19 protein-coding genes are annotated in these 20,781 nt (G+C 41.1%); 17 read left to right on the plus strand and 2 right to left on the minus strand.

All coding sequences use genetic code 11. The features are described from left to right. The first annotated feature begins 7 nt into the window (after window positions 1-7). From IM797_RS11585 to IM797_RS11610, 7 genes are all read left to right on the plus strand, one after another. Window positions 8-1,309, plus strand: coding sequence for a TlpA disulfide reductase family protein (locus tag IM797_RS11585; RefSeq protein ID WP_194127294.1), 1,302 nt, complete (start codon window positions 8-10; stop codon window positions 1,307-1,309). A gap of 168 nt (window positions 1,310-1,477) precedes the next feature. Then, window positions 1,478-4,543 carry a lantibiotic dehydratase gene (locus IM797_RS11590; protein ID WP_194127295.1) on the plus strand — a complete coding sequence of 1,022 codons (3,066 nt, stop codon included), beginning with the start codon at window positions 1,478-1,480 and terminating at the stop codon, window positions 4,541-4,543. Window positions 4,544-4,749: 206 nt separating this feature from the next. Then, entirely contained in the window at window positions 4,750-4,890 is a 141-nt protein-coding gene (locus tag IM797_RS11595) for a hypothetical protein (RefSeq protein ID WP_194127296.1), read from the plus strand. A gap of 366 nt (window positions 4,891-5,256) precedes the next feature. Continuing rightward, window positions 5,257-5,328 carry a hypothetical protein gene (locus IM797_RS28705; protein ID WP_370583081.1) on the plus strand — a complete coding sequence of 24 codons (72 nt, stop codon included), beginning with the start codon at window positions 5,257-5,259 and terminating at the stop codon, window positions 5,326-5,328. A 146-nt stretch (window positions 5,329-5,474) separates the two neighbouring features. Continuing rightward, the gene (locus IM797_RS11600; RefSeq protein WP_194127297.1) at window positions 5,475-5,711 is read left to right on the plus strand and encodes a hypothetical protein; all 237 of its coding nucleotides are present in this window, start codon (window positions 5,475-5,477) and stop codon (window positions 5,709-5,711) included. Between the two features lie 201 nt (window positions 5,712-5,912). Next, window positions 5,913-7,163 carry an aminotransferase class I/II-fold pyridoxal phosphate-dependent enzyme gene (locus IM797_RS11605; protein WP_194127298.1) on the plus strand — a complete coding sequence of 417 codons (1,251 nt, stop codon included), beginning with the start codon at window positions 5,913-5,915 and terminating at the stop codon, window positions 7,161-7,163. 6 nt (window positions 7,164-7,169) lie between these two features. After that, on the plus strand, window positions 7,170-8,927 hold the full coding sequence (locus tag IM797_RS11610; protein WP_194127299.1) for a TetR/AcrR family transcriptional regulator: 1,758 nt from the start codon (window positions 7,170-7,172) through the stop codon (window positions 8,925-8,927). An 87-nt stretch (window positions 8,928-9,014) separates the two neighbouring features. Here IM797_RS11610 and IM797_RS11615 read toward each other — a convergent pair whose 3' ends face one another. Further along, window positions 9,015-9,836, minus strand: coding sequence for a hypothetical protein (locus tag IM797_RS11615; protein WP_194127300.1), 822 nt, complete (start codon window positions 9,834-9,836; stop codon window positions 9,015-9,017). A gap of 510 nt (window positions 9,837-10,346) precedes the next feature. Between IM797_RS11615 and IM797_RS11620 the strand changes: the two genes are divergently transcribed. The 4 genes from IM797_RS11620 (at window position 10,347) to IM797_RS11635 (ending at window position 14,723) form a co-directional block, all read left to right on the plus strand. Continuing rightward, window positions 10,347-10,601: a helix-turn-helix domain-containing protein gene (locus IM797_RS11620; protein ID WP_194127301.1), complete on the plus strand. Its 255-nt coding sequence runs from the start codon at window positions 10,347-10,349 to the stop codon at window positions 10,599-10,601. 235 nt (window positions 10,602-10,836) lie between these two features. Beyond that, complete coding sequence (locus IM797_RS11625; protein ID WP_194127302.1) at window positions 10,837-12,930, plus strand: RNA-directed DNA polymerase; 2,094 nt, start codon at window positions 10,837-10,839, stop codon at window positions 12,928-12,930. Continuing rightward, a complete protein-coding gene (locus tag IM797_RS11630; protein WP_194127303.1) occupies window positions 12,930-14,153 on the plus strand; it encodes a hypothetical protein in 1,224 nt (407 codons plus the stop codon). Before IM797_RS11625 ends, IM797_RS11630 begins: the two co-directional genes overlap by 1 nt. A 33-nt stretch (window positions 14,154-14,186) precedes the next feature. Next, on the plus strand, window positions 14,187-14,723 hold the full coding sequence (locus IM797_RS11635; protein WP_194127304.1) for a hypothetical protein: 537 nt from the start codon (window positions 14,187-14,189) through the stop codon (window positions 14,721-14,723). A 53-nt stretch (window positions 14,724-14,776) separates the two neighbouring features. Here IM797_RS11635 and IM797_RS11640 read toward each other — a convergent pair whose 3' ends face one another. After that, on the minus strand, window positions 14,777-15,418 hold the full coding sequence (locus IM797_RS11640) for a hypothetical protein (RefSeq protein ID WP_194127305.1): 642 nt from the start codon (window positions 15,416-15,418) through the stop codon (window positions 14,777-14,779). A gap of 162 nt (window positions 15,419-15,580) precedes the next feature. Between IM797_RS11640 and IM797_RS11645 the strand changes: the two genes are divergently transcribed. The 6 genes from IM797_RS11645 to IM797_RS11670 all read left to right on the plus strand — a co-directional run bounded on the left by IM797_RS11645 (window position 15,581) and on the right by IM797_RS11670 (window position 20,753). After that, a complete protein-coding gene (locus IM797_RS11645; protein WP_194127306.1) occupies window positions 15,581-16,459 on the plus strand; it encodes an RteC domain-containing protein in 879 nt (292 codons plus the stop codon). A 183-nt stretch (window positions 16,460-16,642) separates the two neighbouring features. Continuing rightward, the gene (locus IM797_RS11650; protein WP_194127307.1) at window positions 16,643-17,161 is read left to right on the plus strand and encodes a hypothetical protein; all 519 of its coding nucleotides are present in this window, start codon (window positions 16,643-16,645) and stop codon (window positions 17,159-17,161) included. Window positions 17,162-17,231: 70 nt separating this feature from the next. Beyond that, complete coding sequence (locus IM797_RS11655; protein ID WP_194127308.1) at window positions 17,232-17,573, plus strand: DUF4134 domain-containing protein; 342 nt, start codon at window positions 17,232-17,234, stop codon at window positions 17,571-17,573. Between the two features lies 1 nt (window position 17,574). Next, entirely contained in the window at window positions 17,575-17,916 is a 342-nt protein-coding gene (locus IM797_RS11660; RefSeq protein WP_194127309.1) for a DUF4133 domain-containing protein, read from the plus strand. Next, window positions 17,900-20,359: a TraG family conjugative transposon ATPase gene (locus IM797_RS11665; RefSeq protein WP_194127310.1), complete on the plus strand. Its 2,460-nt coding sequence runs from the start codon at window positions 17,900-17,902 to the stop codon at window positions 20,357-20,359. Before IM797_RS11660 ends, IM797_RS11665 begins: the two co-directional genes overlap by 17 nt. A gap of 22 nt (window positions 20,360-20,381) precedes the next feature. Next, the gene (locus tag IM797_RS11670; protein WP_194127311.1) at window positions 20,382-20,753 is read left to right on the plus strand and encodes a hypothetical protein; all 372 of its coding nucleotides are present in this window, start codon (window positions 20,382-20,384) and stop codon (window positions 20,751-20,753) included. Window positions 20,754-20,781 lie beyond the last annotated feature (28 nt).

Below are 20,781 nucleotides of genomic sequence, written 5' to 3' on the forward strand. Positions count from 1 at the left end.
AAAAACCATGAAGAAAATATTCATTATAATTATAAACGTAGTTTTATGTGCAGCATTTGCATTGAAAGGCCACGCCCAAAATTCTCTATCAGTAGGTCAGAAGATGCCAGATCTTACCCTGCCTGATATCATAAATTACAAAACGCCTACCTTGAAGTTTAGTGATTTTAGGGGAAAGGTAGTGATATTGGATTTTTGGGCCACCTGGTGCAGCCCTTGTATAGCAATGATCCCAAAAATAGAAGCTTTACAAAACCAGTTCGACGGAAAAGTGCAGTTTCTATCTGTAGGATATGAGTCAACAAATCATATAGTAGAATTCTTAAAAAAACTTGAAAAACAAACTGGTAAAAATGTAACTCTGCCTCAGATAACAAATGACAAAATTCTGGTGAAATTATTTCCCCACCAAACACTACCCCATTGTGTCTGGATAGGTGCTGATGGAACCGTGCAAGCCATCTCCGACCCATCCGACGTTAATGAAGAAAATATCAGGAAAATCCTCACGACAAAAAGTTTACAGGTACGGACAAAGCAGGAAACCAACAGGACCTATGATGCGCTGCGACCATTGTTTTTTGGCGAAAGTAATGATAATAATTTATTGTTAAGGTCTCAATTATCAGGATATATAGATGGTCTTGGCAGGGGAATTTATAAAGATGTACAAACTAAGTTGCCTCAGAATTTAAAACGCATTACTGCACGTAATCTTTCTATGACAGAGCTTTTCCGTTTAGCATACAGAAAGGAGCAAAAAGAAATGATAATTGAAGTTAAAGATTTGGCTGCACTTGAACCTGATAAAAATTCTATCAAAAATTCTATGGAGTTCATGGATTGGGTGAAAAATGGCAATGGTTATTGTTATGAACTTCAATTGCCGGAATCGCGGAGTAAGGATGCCTTTATGATCATGCAGTCACAGCTACAGACCTATTTCCCGAAGTATAAAATTGGCCTCGAACACAGAAAAGTAAAATGTTTGGCGCTGATACGCACAACAACTGATGATAAAATACTTACTAAAGGTGGAGAACCGATGGTAAATTTAGACAAATTTGGGTGCAATTTCCGCAGTTGCTTTCTTTCTGTATTTATTGATAGACTTCAGATTCCACTTCAATCCAGTCCATTACCGGTAATAGATGCAACAAACTACAAAAACATGGTTGATATCAAGCTTGATTGTAATATGACTGATCTGAAAGAACTCAACGAAGCACTCATTCCTTATGGATTGAGATTCGACGAAATTTTTTCGGACTTGGAAATGGTGGTTATTAAAGATAACGCCGGTATCTAATCAATAAACCAAATCTCCGAGGTTTTTTAGTTTTTCATTACTATAAATGGCTAGGTTAAATTAAAAAGGCTGCTGATGGAGCAATAGTCTTTTTATCAGAATAAGGTTTGTTCGGACAACATTAGGTTTTTGCGAAATAAAAGTTCAAAATCTCAAGGATTATATAATATGAAATACGAGTTTTTCCCTGAATTGTTTCTAAGGGCACCATTTTACAGTTTTAAGGAGTATAACTTAAAAGCTTTGGATCAGATACTTCTGTCTGATGAGTTTAAAAATGCGCTGTATCTGGCAAGTCCCGATTTTTATACAGCGCTGGAAAAGAAGCGTTTCGATTATTCATCAATGAATGAAAAGGAAATATTTAGCTTGAATAAATACTACAATCGCATGTGCTTCAGAACAACGCCATTCGGAAGTTTTTCATCATTTACATCTATCAAGTGGACAGAAGATAAAGTTGTCAATTTGAAAGATAATGAACTTGTTAAGCTTCATTTATTGCCTGATCAAAAATTGCGTCTTCGAATTTTTGAGTATTTACGCCAGCAAGCAGATCATTACGATGTAAGACTGAATCCCATGTGTTACAGCGTTGGAAATGAGTTTCGGTTTATTAAAACTATCGACGATGATAAGGGGCATAATATATTCACGCTAGACGCTATTGATGCGGAAGACTTAAATGTATCGATCGTAAAGCTGCTTAAAAACAAATCTTTAAACAACCTGGACTTTCTTGCATGGATTAAATTCGAAACTGAGTGCTCACACGACGAAGCAAAAGCGTATTTAAATTTTTTGTTGGACGAGCAATTCCTTAAGACAGAGAATGATGGAAATATTATCAGTTTAGAGCGTGGCGATTTCAGTGGAAAAGCTCTCGCAGATTTACAGTTTTCTTCAGTAATGAATTTTGTAGATAAAATAAAAACCAATACCCTGAATGTCTCAAAACCACTGCCGGAAGTTTCGAGATCGCTAGCAAACTTATTAGCGAAAATCAATATTGAAGGCAATGGCCAGCTTTTCTATTGCGCATGTGAACGGCCAATTGAATGTGGCGGCATAGATCAAAATGAGCAGCAGCAATTATTAGAAGCCATAGATGTGCTTAGGAAGATATCTGGTCCATCCAGCCTTCCTAACCTGGAAAGATTCATAGCCGACTTTAAAGTTCGATTTGACCAACAAAAGGTTCCCTTATTGATTGCCTTAGACCCTGATACAGGTATTAGCTATGGAAACCTTATTGACGAGCAAAGTAAAACTGAAATGCTAGAGGATATTCGTTTCCCTGACCAAGTAGCCGATATTAAAACAATTCAATGGACAGAGGTGCATCAATTGATGATGAAGGCTTGGTTAATGAATACCAATAGAGATTCATATGCCCCGATTTCGCTTACAGGGAATGATGTTTTAAATTTAAAGGATAAAAAGGGAGAAAATCCTTTACCACCAACGACATCTCTAATGTTTAGAAAGCTAGCAGGCAATAAAATACTTCTCGATAGTTTGGGACGTGCTACAGCTACTTCGCTTATAGGCCGCTTTTCGTTGTTTAATGACGAGTTAGTAGACATTTGCCGAGGAATTGCGAAAGCCGAATCCACAGAAAACCCGGATATCGTATTTGCAGATATCGGACAGTTTTCGGATTCTCATGTCGATAATGTCAATAGGCGCGTTCGTATATATGATTATGAGATACCTATCAATTTATATTCAACATTACCAGTTGAACAGCAAATTAGACCAGACGATCTGTTAGTTTCGGTACTTAATAATGAGATCATACTGGAATCGGTAAAATTAAAAAGAAGAGTAATTCCTCGGTTGACTTCTGCTTATAATCATACCAGAACCGACCTTAGTTTATTTCGTATTTTATGCGATTTGCAGCATCAAGGTACATCGTCGGGTTTTTCATTAGACCTTGAGCAGCTTTTCCCTGATTTGGGTTTTTATCCAGCGGTTGAATTTGGACGGACGATAATCAGCCCTGCAAAGTGGATAATAAAAGAGTTTGATTTAAATCAACTGAAAATGGAAGTAGAAAATAATCCGTTAGATGCCATTTCCCATTTCCGGACGCGATTCAAAATACCCCAGCGGATAATGCTTGGAAATCATGATCAGCAATTGGTTTTCAATCTCGAAAATGAAATTGAAGCTTCTTTTTTTATCGATTGTATCAAAGATGAAAAGAAAATTGTGCTAAAAGAATTTCATAGGCCTGACAATTCTGTCGTAATACATGATAAACCAGTAGTTAATCAGTTTGTGGCTTTTTTAAAGCATAATGAACTGGTATACCAGCCATTGAAAAGTTCCAAAGTTCCAACTTCACTTAGCATTAATCGAACGTTTGTACCAGGTAGCGCCTGGTTATATCTGAAACTTTTTTGTACACCAAATAATGCAAACCGCCTTTTAATCAATATTATAAAAAAAATAGTTGATAATAATACATCACTTATTCATAAATGGTTTTTTATCCGCTATAATGAAGGTGGTAACCATATACGGTTTAGAGTAAACGCATCCATTGAAGTTCAATCTAAGTTAATGTTGCAGATAAAAGAGCTTTTGGAATCAAATAACGAGACGCACCTAATCCAAAAATATCAAGTAGATACTTACAACCGTGAGATTGAAAGATATGGTAGTGATATTATTAGCGAAGTAGAGGACTTATTTTGTGCCGGAAGTGAGCTAGTTACCGAATATATCGAATTAGTTTATCCAGATAATGGACTAATAAGTCCTTTCCAATTTGGGATTATGATAATCTCAAAAATGACGGTAATCGTATGGGACGATATAGAGAACCAACTTAGCTATTTAAAAAAAGTAACTGACAATTTTCTGCATGAATTTGCAGTTGACAAATCATTAAGATTAGATCTTGACAGTAAGTATAGACAGCTAACTCCTGGTATAATAGAGGTATTAGAAAATGATGTTTTCGACCAAGATATTTATGTGGATGTAGGCATAAAACTGGCTTTTTTTCTCGAAAACTGGCAAGCGTTGGCAAGTAAAATCTCATCGGAGCATAGACTTGCGGGTTTGCTGGCCGATATCATTCACATGCAAATAAATCGTTTGTTCTCCGTACAACAACGAAAACAAGAACTGCAGCTTTACTTCTGTATTGCGAAGCACCTCCAATCAAAGCGGGCAAGACTTATAAAAGCGCAGAAAAATAGAATCACAATTAATCAATAAATTATATACACTTAAAATTAAAAAACATGAAAAATCAAAAAAGTAAACTCCCAGCGCAAAAAAACACAAACTTTGTATCGTTTTAAAAAATCTTTTGTAAAAAGAGGGGCTGATACAGATACGTCAACTGTAACAACCACCATCCTAACAAGTACCCACATTTTTTAAATCTATTAACACATTTATAAACACTTAAAATTAAAAACATGAAAAATCAAAAAAGTAAACTCCCAGCACAAAAAACACAAACCTTGTATCGTTTTAAAAAATCTTTTGTAAAAAGAGGGGCTGATACTGATACGTCAACTGTAACAACCACCATCCTAACAAGTACCCACATTTTTTAAATCGTAATAAAATTGAGAGGATGTATCATTTGTAAAAAAGTGATCATCCTCTTTTTTATTAATTAGTAGCCAATTCTGAAATACTATCATCAATTTTCTTTCAAAGCCGATCCATGTTTATTTTAACTTTTTCAACTCTAACCGCTAATTCCCCACCAAGGGTGTAAACCCTAACTAACTTGCTTAAAAAACAGATGAGCGATGTGTCTGGGGTTAAAAAAACTGAATAATACTATAAGGCGTTTAAGAAGTTTGTACCTCTAATTTGGGCTCTGAGGTGCTGGAACGGGGGGATTTGTTTTTGTCTTCCTTGGTTTCGGTGTTATCGGGTTGTGACATTGGTCGTAGTGGACAGTTGGGGATTTGATGCACATGCATATGAACCGTTTGTTTGCGGATCAGAAGTGGACGCATGAGATGATCATGTATTATTTTTGAATAAGGAGCTATTGTTATGGAAGGCGATGGTAACTAAACAAGAAATTGATGTTTAAATTTAGGTTAATCAGCGGCTATTGCCGGATGGTGTAGCTGCCTGTTTTAATAGAGATTACAATGAGCTTAGTAGTAGAGTGTAACTGTTCTTGTTTACTGATTTGCTTGAGGAGTTGCGGCTGGTATTTTCTCCTTCTCTGGTGGCTTATCTGTCCTGGAAGTTTGGCAGGGTGGAGCGCCTGATTTTGGTTTCTTTTGACGGGCGTTTGGGCTTAACGTATCAGCTGGATTTTCAGTTGTCGGAGGTTTACCGTTTGATGCATTGGATTGGAGGTCTTGAGATGAAGTTCGCCTGGAGAGCTGTGGTCAGAATCATGAGCGTTTAAAGCTTTTGGTGTTCTAGTATTTAGAGGGCAGACTTCGGCAGATTGTTTTGGGAAGGGACGTTTTTGTCGATTCTGTTTTACTGGATTTAATGCTTTGTTACTTTTGCGCTGTTTTTTGAAAAAAATAAATCTAGTTCCCTTAATTCCCCACCAAGGGTAATGCTACACCCTAATTTCGTTTTCAACTAAAATATTATTCGTATGAACATTGATTTTGAAAAGGCGAGTTTTAAGGACTTTGAGAACATTCCAGGTTTGGATCCTTTTGACTGGGCGAAGTTGTGGGGGGAGTATGTGCGTGACCGAACTAAGGCTGGTCAGTTTAATTACCGGCAGGAGAATCTTTCGGGCTGTGGCCCTGAGATTGAACTCAATCTGCCGGGGAATCCGCACCGTAATTTTGTGAGTCTGGTGTCTAATGATTATCTGGGTTTTACACAGCATCCTAAAGTGAAAGCAGCGGCGATTACCGGTATTGAGAAGTATGGCGCTGGTGCAGGTGCATCTCCGGCGATTGGAGGTCATTATATCTTTCACCAGGAGATTGAGGATAAGATTGCGGCTTTCTTTAAGCGGGAGAGTGCGGTGGTATTCAGTACAGGTTATACCGCGAACTCGGCTTCATTGCAGGCTTTGCTGAAAGGGGAAGATCTGGCGATTCTGGATATGGCCGTGCACGCCAGTGTGTATGAAGGTTGTCTGAATACGAATGTGAAGACTTTTCTGCACAACAATCTGGAGGCATTGGAGCGGGTGCTGAAAACGTCGTTGGGAAAGTATCGGACAAGAATGGTGATCATTGATGGGGTGTATTCCCAGGACGGGGATCTGGCGCCTTTGGCGGAGATTGTGAAATTGGTGAAGGAGTACGATGCTTATTTAATGGTGGATGATGCGCACGGTACCGGAGTGATCGGGGAGACTGGCCGTGGGGTGATTGAGCTGCATGATCTGTTTCAGCAGGTGGATATCATTACCGGTACGTTCAGTAAGACCTTCGCTCATCTGGGTGGTTATGTGGTCGCGAGTCCGGATCTGGTGGGTTTTTTGAAGTTCCAGGCACGTCAGCATATTTTTTCAGCGACTTTATCACCTGCTTCAGCTTGTATCGCTAAGGCGATTGACCTGGTGGATGAGGAACCGATCTGGATGCACCACCTCTGGGATAATATTGATTACCTGAAAACAGGTTTGCAGTCTTTGGGACTGGACACGGGTATTACGGAATCTGCCATCATTCCGGTGAAGATCGGGGACATTGGTTTGAATGCCAGGGTTTGCGGGAGGCTGTTGGAGGCGGGTATTTATGCCAACCAGATCAATTACCCGGCGGTTTCGAGGAAGGATGCGCGTGTGAGAATGAGTGTGATGGCTACCCATACCCACAGGCAGCTGGATAAAGTGCTGAACGCCTGGGAATGGGTCATTAAAAAAGAAGGTTTATCAGATTAAACACATATGACAAGGAAGCGCCTCAATAAAGTCAGGGATAGTGAAATAACCAAACGGGAATTGCTGGATGCGGTGGGTGAGATCATTCGCCTGCATGGGTTTTCCGGTTTGAAGACCAATGCCATTGCGCGGTGGATCGGTAAGGACAAGAATCTGATCCGTTATCATTTCCAGGGTTTGAATGGGTTGCAAAAGGCTTTTATCCACGAGAAGGATTACTGGCTGCCTTTCTTTGAGCGCTTCCGTTTAGATGAAAAACCCGATATGGAATCGGTCAGGGAGATATTTAGTGGTTTGATGCAGGAGAATTTCCGATCTTTTTATGAGAACGGGGAGATGCAGAAGATCATTCTCTGGCAGATCTGTGAGCAGAGCCCGCTGATGAAAAGTATTTCTGAGGAGCGCGAACTGGCGGGTGAAGTCTTACTTGGTAAAACGGATGAATTATTCCGGAATACCGATGTGAGTTTTAGGGCGATCATTGCTTTGTTATTGGGTGGGAGTTATTACATGTCGCTTCATGCCCATACCAATGGAAGTAAGATCTGTGGGATTGACATGGGTTCGGAAAGAGAACGGAATGAGGTATTGCGTACGATTGATCAGGTGATTGGCTGGGCCTGTAATGTGGCCCGGGACAATCCTATTAATGAAAATGAAGCTATAGATATGGTAAATCAGGAATTTAACCGCCTGGAAGCGTTGGCTGCTGAAATCGCGGAACTCGCTGAAAAGGGCGAAGGTCAGAATTTGGCTGATGAGCAGTTGGTTATGGAAGTAGGTGTGCTGAAGGACTTTTTGTTGTCAAAAATGACCAGTCTGAACAATGAAACGCAGGTGGCTACTTTTTTGAAAGTGAACCTGGCTCGGCTGGTTAGGATCTGTAATGTATTGTACAATCCTTTACGGGTGGTTAATCCGGATGGTGAGGTTTTATTGGGACTGATTGAAGAAGTGCGTAAGCCTGCGGCTGATCTGATCGCAGGTTCTATTGTCTTGCCTAAGTTGTTTTGTGCTAAAGAAGCGGTGGGTTTCACAGAAGAGTGGCTGCGGATAAAGGCTGTTTTGTTGGAATCGGGTATTGATCCCTTGCTGGTAGAGATTATCGGGATTCCTTTCAATCGTTTCCTTCGGTTGGAAGGAAAAACAACTTGGTCTGATTTCAGGTACCTGAGGAAATTTGGAGCAATACTGGCTGAGTGTATCTCGGCTGGATCTTTTGATGAGATTGTATTGCTGGAAATGCTGATTGGTTTGGGTTATAACCATTCCAGGTTTTCTGCGTATTACAGCCGCATGTTACAGGCTGCGATTTCGGATTTGAATCCCGAAGAACAACGTAAGGTATTGCTCAGGGCCAAAGCCCGGTTATTCCAGGTGACCTTATACACAAGTATGCGTTTTGATCCAGGAAAAATGCGGGTGGAAAATGAGTTGTCTAGGTGGATTGATGCGGAACTGGGTGTTCCTTTAGAGTCTGTTGTTGCTTTGGAGGGTGAGGCGGGTAAACTGAACCGTACGCAAAGGGTTGCTGAACTGGCTTACTGGGAAAAGCTGATGTATGATCATGGGTTCTATAATGAAAGTAATCTGGATGTGTTTTCTGAGAAGATTGCCCGCAATTTTAATGCGAAGGATGGGAGATCTTTTACAGGTTCCAGTATCAAAGCGAAGCTGTATAGTAAGGATAAGTCTGTGATTGCGCCGATTGCTAAGAAGCTGAGGGAGATGCTGGATGACCTGGATAATTTCCTTCCGGGATAAAAGATAAGTTTGGTGTAAGTTGAGGTGGTGCGGGCTTAGGCCTGTACCGCCTTTTTTGTTAGGGGGCGGTGTATTTTAAATGATGTTTTATTGATAGGGATCATATTCCTCGTCCAAAGGAAATAGCCCGCCTTCATGTAAATATTCCCAGGTAGTACTTCCCTCTACAAAAGGTTTTGATTGCCAGTAGTTCTTGATGTATTCATTATTTTTTTCTTTGATATATGCCTCGAACCAACGGTAATCTACTTTAATGATTCTCGCAAGTCCGGCAATGCACACAATGATAACCTTTGGTTCTTTTCTTATGGTATTCCAAAACATTTTACGCATATTTTCCGCTGATGATTCGGAATAATCCATCAGATAAATAGCTGAAAGTCTGCTAGGTGCCCAATCACATATTTCCCGTCTGACTTCTTCAAATTTCAGTTCAATCTCGCCCATTTCTATGATTTTCAATTCTACCTCATTATAATCAGAAGTTTTGTTTTTTCGAACTCTTGAGGCCTCAATCACATTTCTATAACCTCTGGGAGACATAAATTCAATTGGTTTATCAAAGGTGTCATCCCGAAGCTGTTCAATGGAAAGCATATAGATAAAAGGCTTATCCTGGTCTTTTAGAAAGCTAACCATGGAGGGCGTAAATAGCGCTTCAATATTATTGACCATAAGATCAGTAAATTCATCTGCCTGATCAATTGTATGAATAAATTTTTTGTCTTCGGTCAGAATGTTTTTTACATCTTCAATGTCATTTGTCTGGCAGTAGGGAATCCGATTTGGGCCGAATGTTCGAAGTGTATGTTCATCTATTAATTCTGTGAAGAATGCGCGCGAATTGATCACCCCCTTTGGTCTGGGTATATAACGTATCGAATTCACAAGAATAAGTGATTCGCTCATTGGTTTCTTCAATTATGTAGTCATATTCTTCTCCTTTTGGAAAAAGTCTTCCGCGAAATTTGTGTTTTCCTAAAAGCTCAGCGAGTGCGGTAAGTTTGGTTTTTGGCCCCATCTTCCAAAAATAGCTTTTCTTTTGTTGAAATCGTTTCAATTAAAGGTATCTATCGAGCGGTCTAAGCTATGGGTCTATGTAGTTACCTAAATGTCTTTCCTCTAAAAAGTTGATGTACTCGTAAAGGTGTTGAGTGGTAAAGCCTGGGAATTTCATTAGTACCCTGGTATTCATTTTTAAAAGGTCTGCCAGACAGTAGAATCCAAGATCTAAGACAAGTTCAGTCAACCCCTGACTTAATCCAAGTTGTTGTATTGGTTGATGAAGAATAGGTTCCGGGAAACGGCTACTCATTTTATTTGGCATTAGTTAGTTACAAATTTACGAAAAAAAAGACACTTATAAGGTGTGTTATATAAAGGGTAATATATGAGAGGGGTATTCCTTTATTTTGGGATATGCCATCTAAAAAAACTGATGATAATGTTGCCGATAACTTCGAAGATCTTAAGCGTCTTGGTGCGCGTATCAAAGCGCTTAGGATTAAAGCAGGTTTTACGAATTATGAGTATTTTGCTTACAAACATGAGATCTCCCGTTCTCAGTTTGGAAGGTATGAAAGAGGAGAGGATTTAAGATACTCCAGTCTGCTGAAAGTAATCCGTGCTTTCGGGATTACGGTTGAAGAGTTCTTTAGCGAGGGGTTTGATTAAAATCTCTGAAAGGTGATAAGTTATCTGTACTTTTAGTATTCTTATCAGTTGGATCGGAACTTTGATCCAAAATAGTCGGTTCAATGCAAATTATATTAGAGAATTTTGTATCTATGTAAGATCTAAATCTCTCAATATGCGTAAAACATCATTTCAATTTCTTTTCCTACTACGAAATCCATCTGCTTTTTGCATTTTCGGTCGTTAGCGCTATTATTTTTTATCAACAAAGACCATGGGTTTTACATACGACGAAGTTCTCGAAGCATACATTAAGCTAAAAAGTTATATTTATTACGATTCATCAAATCTCTATATGCGGCAACGGCTTGCCATATTTGAAACCAACCTTCCGAATGATTTGGATATCATGGTAGAAAGGGGACTTTTTCAAAAGTTCGCTACTGCCTACGATGTGCAATTTGATCCGGAGGAGAAGTTAAAATTATACGAGAAAAAGCTGCGGATTTTTACCGAGGCTTTGAATTCACATCATAAGAATCCGTCTTATTTTAACTATTACCTGTCTGATATTTCTGCGAAACTTCTTCCTAAAAAAATCAAGGATATTCATGAGCACTCAAAGATTATAACAAACAAGCGTACTGCTGAAGAATACCAGATTGAACGTTCTCTCGTATTTATTGATGCGCCAATTGAAATTCATTTGATATCAGTACTCTGGATTTTAAAACATGGGGTTGACCTTGACAGTAAGCTTTCAAACAACTGTTTTGGAAATCGTTTAATATTGAATCATGAAAGAACTGCGGTAGTGCAGGGTTCCGGGTTGTTTAAGCCTTACCAAAAACAATATCAGAAATGGCGGGATGGATCGGTAGACGTAGCACGCAGTCATCTGGAATCTGGAAATAATGTGCTAATGCTAAATCTTGACATCAAGGATTTCTTTCATTCGGTAAGAATTCCAGCCGAGAAGTTAAATATTCCTCCTTTCAATATCAATAGTAAAAGAGACTCGTTACAGGCAAAGAATAGCCTGGTTGCTATCTTTTGTAGGATACATGAACAGTTTACGGAACTTATTGCGAATGATTACAAAACTCCGTATGATTTTGGTTCCGAAGTGATGGATGAAGAAGGAAATGTCCATCATTACATTCTACCTATCGGTCTGCTTTCTTCTTTTGTATTGGCGAACGATTACTTGATTGATTTTGATCAAAGGATAGCGAAGAAGTCTAAACCTGTCTATTATGGTCGTTATGTAGACGATATTTTGATGGTTATCGTTAACCCGATAATTCCTTCAGAAAAGTCCAGGGATAATATTAAGGCACTAAATTTCAGTTTTTCTGAGTATAGAAATAAGCTGGAGGAAATGGTGTATAACGACGCATATGAACATCTCGCTCAGGATGATTACAAAGAATTGTCGGATTTAGAACAGATTGTTTTGGAAAATTTTTATCCGGTGTTGTTACTGATAGATAAACCTGGATTTCTCAAACCGAATGATACAAGTCATATTAAGGTTACCCCTAAAGAGGAAAGGTTGTTTAAGTTAAATGATTACGATCGGCTATATTGCCAGAGTGACAAAACATTACTGTATTATTTCGATAAGGATGAATCTTCCTTAGTTATCGATAAACTCAAACGTGACCTTGAAGAAAAGTCCAGTGAATTTCGTAATTATGAGGATGCGGAAGATGAACAGGATTTTGAGGAAAGTGCCTATCATTTGCTTTATGATGGCACTGAAGGGAAAATTAGAACCCTAAAGGATTATAAAGAAGATAAATTTGGGTTAACTGTCTATCTCTCGAAAAAGATATTCAACGCCCTAAGGAGAGCTGATAAATTATCGGATGAAGATGCCGAAAAAGTGGTGCGTTTCTTTAGAGGAAAGAATACTCTCACTTTATATAGCCTTTGGGAACGTGTGTTTGTTTATCTCCTGGTCAATAATAAAGCGACTGCGTATGTTAAGTTCTATTTGAGTTGTGTAAAATCTATTTTGGCCTTGAATCCAAAAAGTAGTGTCGACATCGAAATGGAGGACTATCAGGAAAATGTACTTGAATTTTTGCACATTTCTCACGAGCTCGCGCTGTCTTTAGACCCAACGTTTTTGTCCAGGTCTAAGGAAGCAGATCGTTTGTTTACGTTCTCTGTGAATACATTTAAGACAGAACATCCATATTTTGAAAAGGTCGTTTTGGATCCGAGAGATAGTGATTCCTTTGTTGAGCGCTATAGAAGGTCAAACCTCATTCGCCATCATTTTGCTGCGCAACCCCTGATCTCCTATACAAACGAGTATAAAACAGATAAAAATTTCACTGAGATAAAGCTAGATTTCTAATGTATAGATTAAATACCTTAAGACTGGAGCACTCACCCCGGTCAGTTAAATTCTGGGAATGTTGCCTTGCTGTTTTTTTTGAGAAAATATCTTTAGCTAATGCCGTTGAAAATAATCAGCAAAAACAATTGACATTAATGATGGGTAGGGAATTTGGTGCTGAGCATACCGAGTTTTTTCTCGACACCGCTTTTAAAAACTATGTCCTTGCTAACAAAAAGCACAGACCTGCCTACGATTTCAAAAATTTAAAATCTGTAAAAGAAACGATTTTTAAATGTAAAAGAACTCCGAAAGCAAAAGGTGGAAAGATTCCTTCAATAATCAAACATCAGTTTATGGTGAACTCTTCCAGACCTTTAGAAAAGCCTAAAATTGCAGTTGCCAATACAAAAGTACTTGGTGAGAACATATTGAGAGGGATGCGTAATGATCCAAATATGGATGGGTCCAGATATAATACGCTTTACAAGATTTTCCAGCAAACAAAAGAGGAGAAAGCAGATGTATTACTTTTTCCGGAGTGCTTTGTTCCAATAGAATTGTTGGATCGTATCACCTGGTTTGCGGTAAATGAGCAAAAACTCGTAGTGACAGGGCTGGAACACATCACTGTCGGAGGTATTTGCTATAATTTTATAGTGACTATTCTTCCATTTGAGAAAAATGGAATTAAAGATGCTGTTGTGGTATACCGGTTAAAAAATCATTATTCACATGGAGAAGAATTGATGATAAAAACTAATCATTTTAAAGTGCCAAAACTTACCACAGCAATCTATGATTTGTTTATATGGAGAGGACTCTATTTTAGTCCGTACTACTGCTTTGAACTTGCTGATGTAACCCATCGTTCGTTGTTTAAAGGCAAAATTGATTTACTGATAGCTAGTGAATGGAATCCTGATGTAAATTACTTTTCAAACATTGTAGAATCCATTTCAAGAGATCTGCACGTGTATGTTGCACAAGTAAATACCAGTCAATTCGGGGATACACGTATCACGCAACCTTCCAGGACGGAGATTAAGGACATTTTAAAATTAAAAGGTGGAGAAAACGATACGGTACTTACTGGTATAATTGATTTAAAAGCGCTAAGGGCGTTCCAGCGTGAAAAATATATCTCAACTAAGGATAATAAACTATTTAAGCCCTTGCCACCGGACTATCCTGTCAAGTATGTCCTGAAAAGGATTAAAAATCAGACAATTTTTAAATAATAGTTACTCAGTTATAATTTTAAATCAGTCAATATGGATATGGATGAAGCGAAACGCCTGGCAGAAAAAAGATTCAATCCTTCAGAAGAGGATAAAGCTTTTCAATTGTTTTGTAATACTATAAAAGCTGATATAGAATCTGGGTTATTCCCAGATTTAAAACCTTATTGGCATATATCAAAAGACAATATTGATTTTCAATTGCAAGAGCCGGTACCTTTGACTGAAGATAAGTACGAAGTTCAGGGGAAAGGATATGAATTAATTCCCGAAATAGACATCAACCTGCTATTGAATTCTATGAGGCCGGCCTACAGCGAGGTGGTAACAGATCTATCAGAATTTAATATCGAGGGAAACCTTGGCTATCAGCATTGCAAAATTATCAAACATTGGATTGAAAAGGAACCGTTAATTCCGCCAACGATTATAGATATACCTGGCCACGGTAATTTCATAGGGGATGGAAAACACAGACTTAACTGCGCTTATTTTCTAGGAGCAATGACGGTGCCGATACTCATTCCTAAAGTTTACCTTGACAAAGTGGCTAAGGCGCTGAATTTGTAGGTTCTAAGCTCAATATTTATTAAAATTGCTATCGTTCGTTTAACACATCAATCTTATTTCAATAAACCGGTAATAAAACTACCTAAAGAGGCGATGATAGGCATGATGGATCCTTTGAAGACCTCGTCTAGAACTTTTGTTGCGCCATATTCAGCAGCAAAACCTGCTACAAGCTTAAACCATTTATTCTTACCCAGTATTTGTAATCCCTTGAGCTCTTCTGCTTCAGTTATGGCTGAATCAATGGTGAGCAGGTCAACTTCTTCAAAGATGATTTCCTGACCAGCTTTTAGTTCTTTGAGCTCACGAATGATCTGGTTAATCTTGTCATTGTTAGCATAAGTCTCATCACGGGAGAACTGGTCTACGTCAACATGTAAATCATTTTCTTCTAGTTGGCCATAAAGGAAATATAACAATTCCTGGCTATCAGGTTCAATTCTGCACCCCTTGGTTTTACAAATTGGTAAGTGCTGCGCTACGATCTCATTAATATGACTGATGGTGTAAGCTATGAACTGAATTCTGTCTTTATCATTGTTGAGTGTGTATAACTCGTTTTCTAGCTGATCAATGTTGATTTTTACACTGATATCTCCAGCTGTGCGTATTCGACGGTTACAAAAATCCTTCGCCTTTCGTGTAATGAATTCACTGATGCTGAAATTTGGATAGGGTATTGAGTTATATTCCATAGAGCATTTGTTTTTATCTAAGGTATCATTTTTTGCTTAAATGTTGGTTTTTGTAGTTCTATGTTCATTATTCCCTGGCTGGTGTATAACCGGTGTATGTACTTGATCTGTATGGGGTTTGCTGGTTTCTTTGTGAATATCATTTCATAAAAAAACGAGCTTATGTTGAAACAAATGAGTGCAAGGTTGCTGGCTGAGCTGGAGAAGGATTTGGGCCGGGTGTCGGTTCAGGTTGTTGATCCTTTGGATCGGCTGGTGCAGAGTTTAAAGTTGACCCGGGATGCTTTGGGGAAGTTGAAGGCGATGGTGCTGGCGCAGGGTTTTGAGGATGAGGATGCTGAGGTTGATTTCTTTAAGCGGGTGAAGCCTGCTTTTTATTGTCACCAGATTTATTGTACGGAGATGTATACGATGGAGACGGGTGTTCCTTTTGGTGATAAGGAGCAGCAGGTTGCTTTTTTTCTGGATGAGCTGGCTTACCTGGAGCGGTATTTTAAGAAGTATGCTTTTCAGTATCAGTATTATTTGCTGGATGCGGTGGATCTGGATGGGTTGTATTTTATGCGGGGTAAGGTGATTCAGAGTATCCTGATGCCGAATGTTCCGGATCTGGATCCGGTGTTTTCTACGCCGATGGATTATCTGTTTGCCAAGTTCCGGGCTTTTGATCTATTGAAGATTTTTTTGATGGAGAAGCTGGTGTTGTTGCGTGAGGGGAATGCGCCGGTGCTGGTGGGTATGGGTGCAGATTCGGAGGAGTTGCGCTGGACGGGGGAGACGATTAACCTGGCGGAGCTGGGTTATGGTCTTTTTCACTCCGGGCAGCTGAATAATGGGACGGCGGGGATTGGTCTGATCTTTCGCTGGCTGGAGGAGAAGTTTCGGGTGACGATTGGGGTGCCTGCCAAGCGCTTTGCGGAGATCAGGAGCAGGAAGCGTTTGAGCCGTACGCATTTTCTGGAACAGATGATTGATGCGCTGTTGCGTAAGATGGATCAGGATGATGGTTTGCCGGGCAGGGGCAGGGATGGTGAGCGTTGAGAACGTTGATTGATTTGTCTGATGGATTTAATTGTGTGGTTTATTTGTCAGTAGTACCGTAGTTTACTTAATGCAGGGGCGGATTTGGGGCAAACTTTGCTTCGCTGGTGCAATGGGGCACTGGTTTAAAGCAATGTTATGTTACAACAATTTTCATGGCTGCAGTTTTGGATTGCGGCGGGGATGTTATCCTTGTGTTGGTGGGCGGCGGTGCTGCTGCTTTTTTTCAGGCGGGAGCTGGGTGTCTGGTTTGGCGGTGGTTCAGGTACGGGTTCGCCTTTGGCTGGTGCTGGCTCTGGTGATTTGGGTTCTTCCAGGTTGCCGCACCGCTGGGAGAATGGCGTAGAGTCTTTTGATGGCGGGGAGCTGTTGGCCCCGGTCACAGATGACCTGATGGGTAAAGCTAAAATGCCGGAGGGGATGAGTATGGTGGCTTCGGGGGATTTTGGTTTTGTTGGTGATGGTTCTCGTGAGGAGCAGGTGGGATTGGTACCGGATGTGCTGGAAGAGCTGAAGACGGTATTTCAACTGCTGGCGGCGCAGGATGGGACTAAAACGGATTTCCTGTTGCTGATGAAGCCGGTTCGGGAGCAGTTTCCGGGGATTGGTTCGAGTCCTGCGCTGTTGCGAATAAATGCCTTTATCCGGGATCATGCGCCTTTTCATTTGTCTGTGCAGGAACTGGAGGATCTGTGGGATTAGTGCCTTTTGTTTTCTCTATGTTTTTTCCTGTCTATTCCTCAATCTCTAATCTTTTTTATTTCTCTTTTTTATGAAGCATCCAAACAGTTTTAAAGCAACTGCGCTGGCCAGAACCCTTGTTTTGGGTTTGGTGTACTGCGCGTTGAACTTATTTTTTAGTGTGACCCTTTTTGCCCAGGATGGGAACGCCGGGATCCAGGAGGCGACCAACCAGGTGGTGAGTTATTTTGATACGGGTTGCAGTCTGATGTATGCCATTGGTGCAGTAGTGGGCATCATCGGTGCCATCAAGGTCTTTAACAAGTGGAACGCCGGGGAGCCGGATACCAATAAGGTGGCGGCGGCCTGGTTTGGCTCTTGTATCTTCCTGGTGGTGGTGGCTACGGTGTTGAAATCATTTTTCGGGATCTGATATGGCCAGCGTGTATCACATCAATAAAGGGGTGGGCAAGCCGATTGTGTTTAAAGGCTTAAAAGCGCAGTACATCGCTTACCTGGCGGTGGGTCTGGTGCTGCTGTTGATCGGTTTTGCAGTGATGTACATCTGCGGGGTACCAGTGTATTTGGTTTTACCTATTGTCTTTGGCCTGGGGGCTTTACTGATCTTTTCGGTGTTCCGTTTGTCGCATCGTTTCGGCCAGCACGGGTTGATGAAATATCTGGCTAAGCGCGGTTTGCCGGGTTATATTAAGTTCCGGTCTCGTAGGATGTTTACAGGGCTAAAATTTCGGGAGGGTTATGGCAGAGGCGCTTAAGGTTTTCCCGGTGTATAAAGTGGAAAAGGATTGTATCCTTTCTATGCAGGGCGATATTACGATCGGTTATGAGCTGGCTTTACCGGAGATTTTTACTTTGTCCGACCGGGATTATGAGGCTTACCACCAGAGCTGGGTGAAGGCGATCCGTTTATTGCCTGCCTTTAGCGTACTGCACAAGCAGGACTGGTTTACCGGTAGCCAGTATCGGGCGGATTTTGAGGGTGAGGATAAGTCCTTTCTGTCGCTGTCCAGTGAACGCTTTTTTAATGAAAGACCGTTTCTGGAACACCGCTGTTATTTGTTTTTAACCAAGAAGCCTGATGGTCGTAAGCCATCGAGTTCGGCTTACAGCAATATCCTGAGAAAATCTATTGCGCCTGATCTGGTATTGGATGAGGGGTTACGGGATGATTTTCTGGATGCCTGCGGGCAGTTTGAAAGGGTGTTGTCGGATAGTGGTTTTGTGCGCTTTCGCCGTTTGCGGGATGATGACCTGGCGGGAACGGCCAATCAGCCGGGGGTAATCGAACGGTATTGCTTTTTACTGGAACCGGGTCAGCAGTCTATGCTCAGGGATGTCAGGGTGAAGGGTGGGTTGCAGATTGGTGACCAAGAGCTTGAAGTGTATACCCTCTCAGATCAGGAAGACCTGCCGCCTTTGTGTGGGAGCCGAATCAATTACGAAAAGTACTCTACAGACCGGACTAAGTTCAGCATTGGCTTTGCCAGTCCTTTGGGGCAGTTGCTGCCTTGTAACCATATTTTTAACCAGTATGTATTCATCGAGGATGCTCAGAAAACAATCAAGCATTTGGAAGCGAAAAAGCTGCGTTTGCAGTCTTTGTCGGGGTATTCCCGGGAGAATGCGATTTCCAGGGATGCGGTGAATGACTTTTTAAATGAGGCGATTGCCTCGGGCAGGCTGCCCGTGAAAGCGCATTTCAATGTGCTGGTCTGGGCGGATGAGGTTTCAAAGCGTAAAGACCTGAAGAACCTGGTGGGTTCGGCGATGGCGCAGATGGATGCGGTCTGTAAGCAGGAGACGGATGGACAGGCGCAGATCTGGTTTGCAGGTTTGCCGGGTAATGCAGCGGACTTTCCCATGAACGATACTTTTGATACGTTCGCGGAACAGGGTTCCTGCTTTTTTAACCTGGAGACGGGTTACCGATCTTCGGTATCTCCTTTTGGAATTCGGCTGGGGGACAGGTTAACGGGTAAACCGGTGCATGTGGACATCTCTGATGAGCCGATGAAACTGGGCTGGATCACCAACCGTTCGAAGTTTTTAATTGGTGGGAGTGGTTCTGGTAAAAGTTTTTTGGTCAATCATCTGATCCGCTCTTATTATGAGCAGGATGCGCATTGTGTCTTGATTGATATCGGTCACAGTTACAAAGGGCTTTGTGAGCTGGTAGGCGGGTACTATTTTACTTATGGGGAGGAGTCCCCCATTTGTTTCAATCCTTTTTACCTGACCGAGGGAGATATACTGGATACCGAGAAGAAGGAAAGCATCAAGACTTTGCTGCTGGCGCTCTGGAAAAAGGATGATGAGCCTTACCGCAGGTCAGAGTATGTGGCGATATCTAATGCTTTGACGCTGTATTATGCGCATCTGGAGCAGCATCCGGATCTGTTTCCGGGTTTCAATTCTTTTTATGAATTCCTGATGGCCGAATACCTGCTGGTATTGGAGCATGGGAAGGTGAAGGAACGGGATTTTGATGTGGCGAACTTTCTGTATGTGCTGAATCCTTACTACAAAGGCGGGGAGTTTGATTATTTACTGAATGCCACCGAAAACCTAGATCTGTTGCATGAACGGTTCATTGTTTTTGAGCTGGATGCGGTAAAAGACCACCCGATTTTATTTCCGGTCGTGACGCTGGTGATCATGGAAATGATCTTATCCAAGATGCGTAAGCTGAAGGGAGTGCGTAAGGTGGTGTTGATCGAAGAAGCCTGGAAAGCCATTGCCAAAGAAGGTATGGCGGCCTATATCCAGTATTTGTTCAAGACCATGCGTAAGTTTTTTGGGGAGCCGATAGTAGTGACCCAGGAGATTGAGGACATTGTTTCTTCTCCGATTGTCAAGCAGGCGATCATCAACAACAGTGACTGTAAGATCCTATTGGATCAGCGTAAATACCAGAACCGGTTTGACCAGATCCAGGAGCTGATGGGATTGACCGATAAGGAGAAAGCGCAGATCCTATCGATGAACAAGGCTAATGATCCCAAACGCAAGTACAAAGAGGTCTTTATCTCTCTGGGTGGGCACAGTAAGGTGTACCGAACGGAGGTTTCTTTGGAGGAATACCTGGCTTATACCACTGAGGAAAGTGAAAAGATAAAAGTGCAGGAATATGCGCGCAGGTATGGCAGTATGCAAAAGGGGATCGCTGCTTTAGCCACTGAGCTCAGAAATAAAACATAATCATTTTTAAACTAATAGAATTATGAAAATAATCATTTTAAGTGTTTGCGCGGTACTGATGCTGTTTTTCAGCGCCTGCATGCGGGATCAGGTACGGTCTTTTATTCCCGGAACTTATGTGAATCAGGCGGGAAGTGAGTTTAGTAAAGCCAGTGATACGCTGGTGATCGAGGCGGGTAGCAATAACCGCTACCTGATCCAGCGTAAGACGGGTTTTAACCGGATCCATAGTGGTAAGATCGGAAAGCGGGAGTACGAGACCGAGGTCTGGATGGCGGTTTACGATGAACAGGCTAAAATCCTGAAGGAAACCAGGCGTGGAAAAGAACTGGTGTTTGATGCTTCCGCGGGTACCCTTCGGATCAGCAGCCGGGTTTACAAAAAAATCAATTAATCAATCAAATTTTATCACATGAAATGGA

Origin of the sequence: Pedobacter sp. MC2016-24 (genome assembly GCF_015223055.1) — a bacterium.
Classification (GTDB): Bacteria; Bacteroidota; Bacteroidia; order Sphingobacteriales; family Sphingobacteriaceae; genus Pedobacter.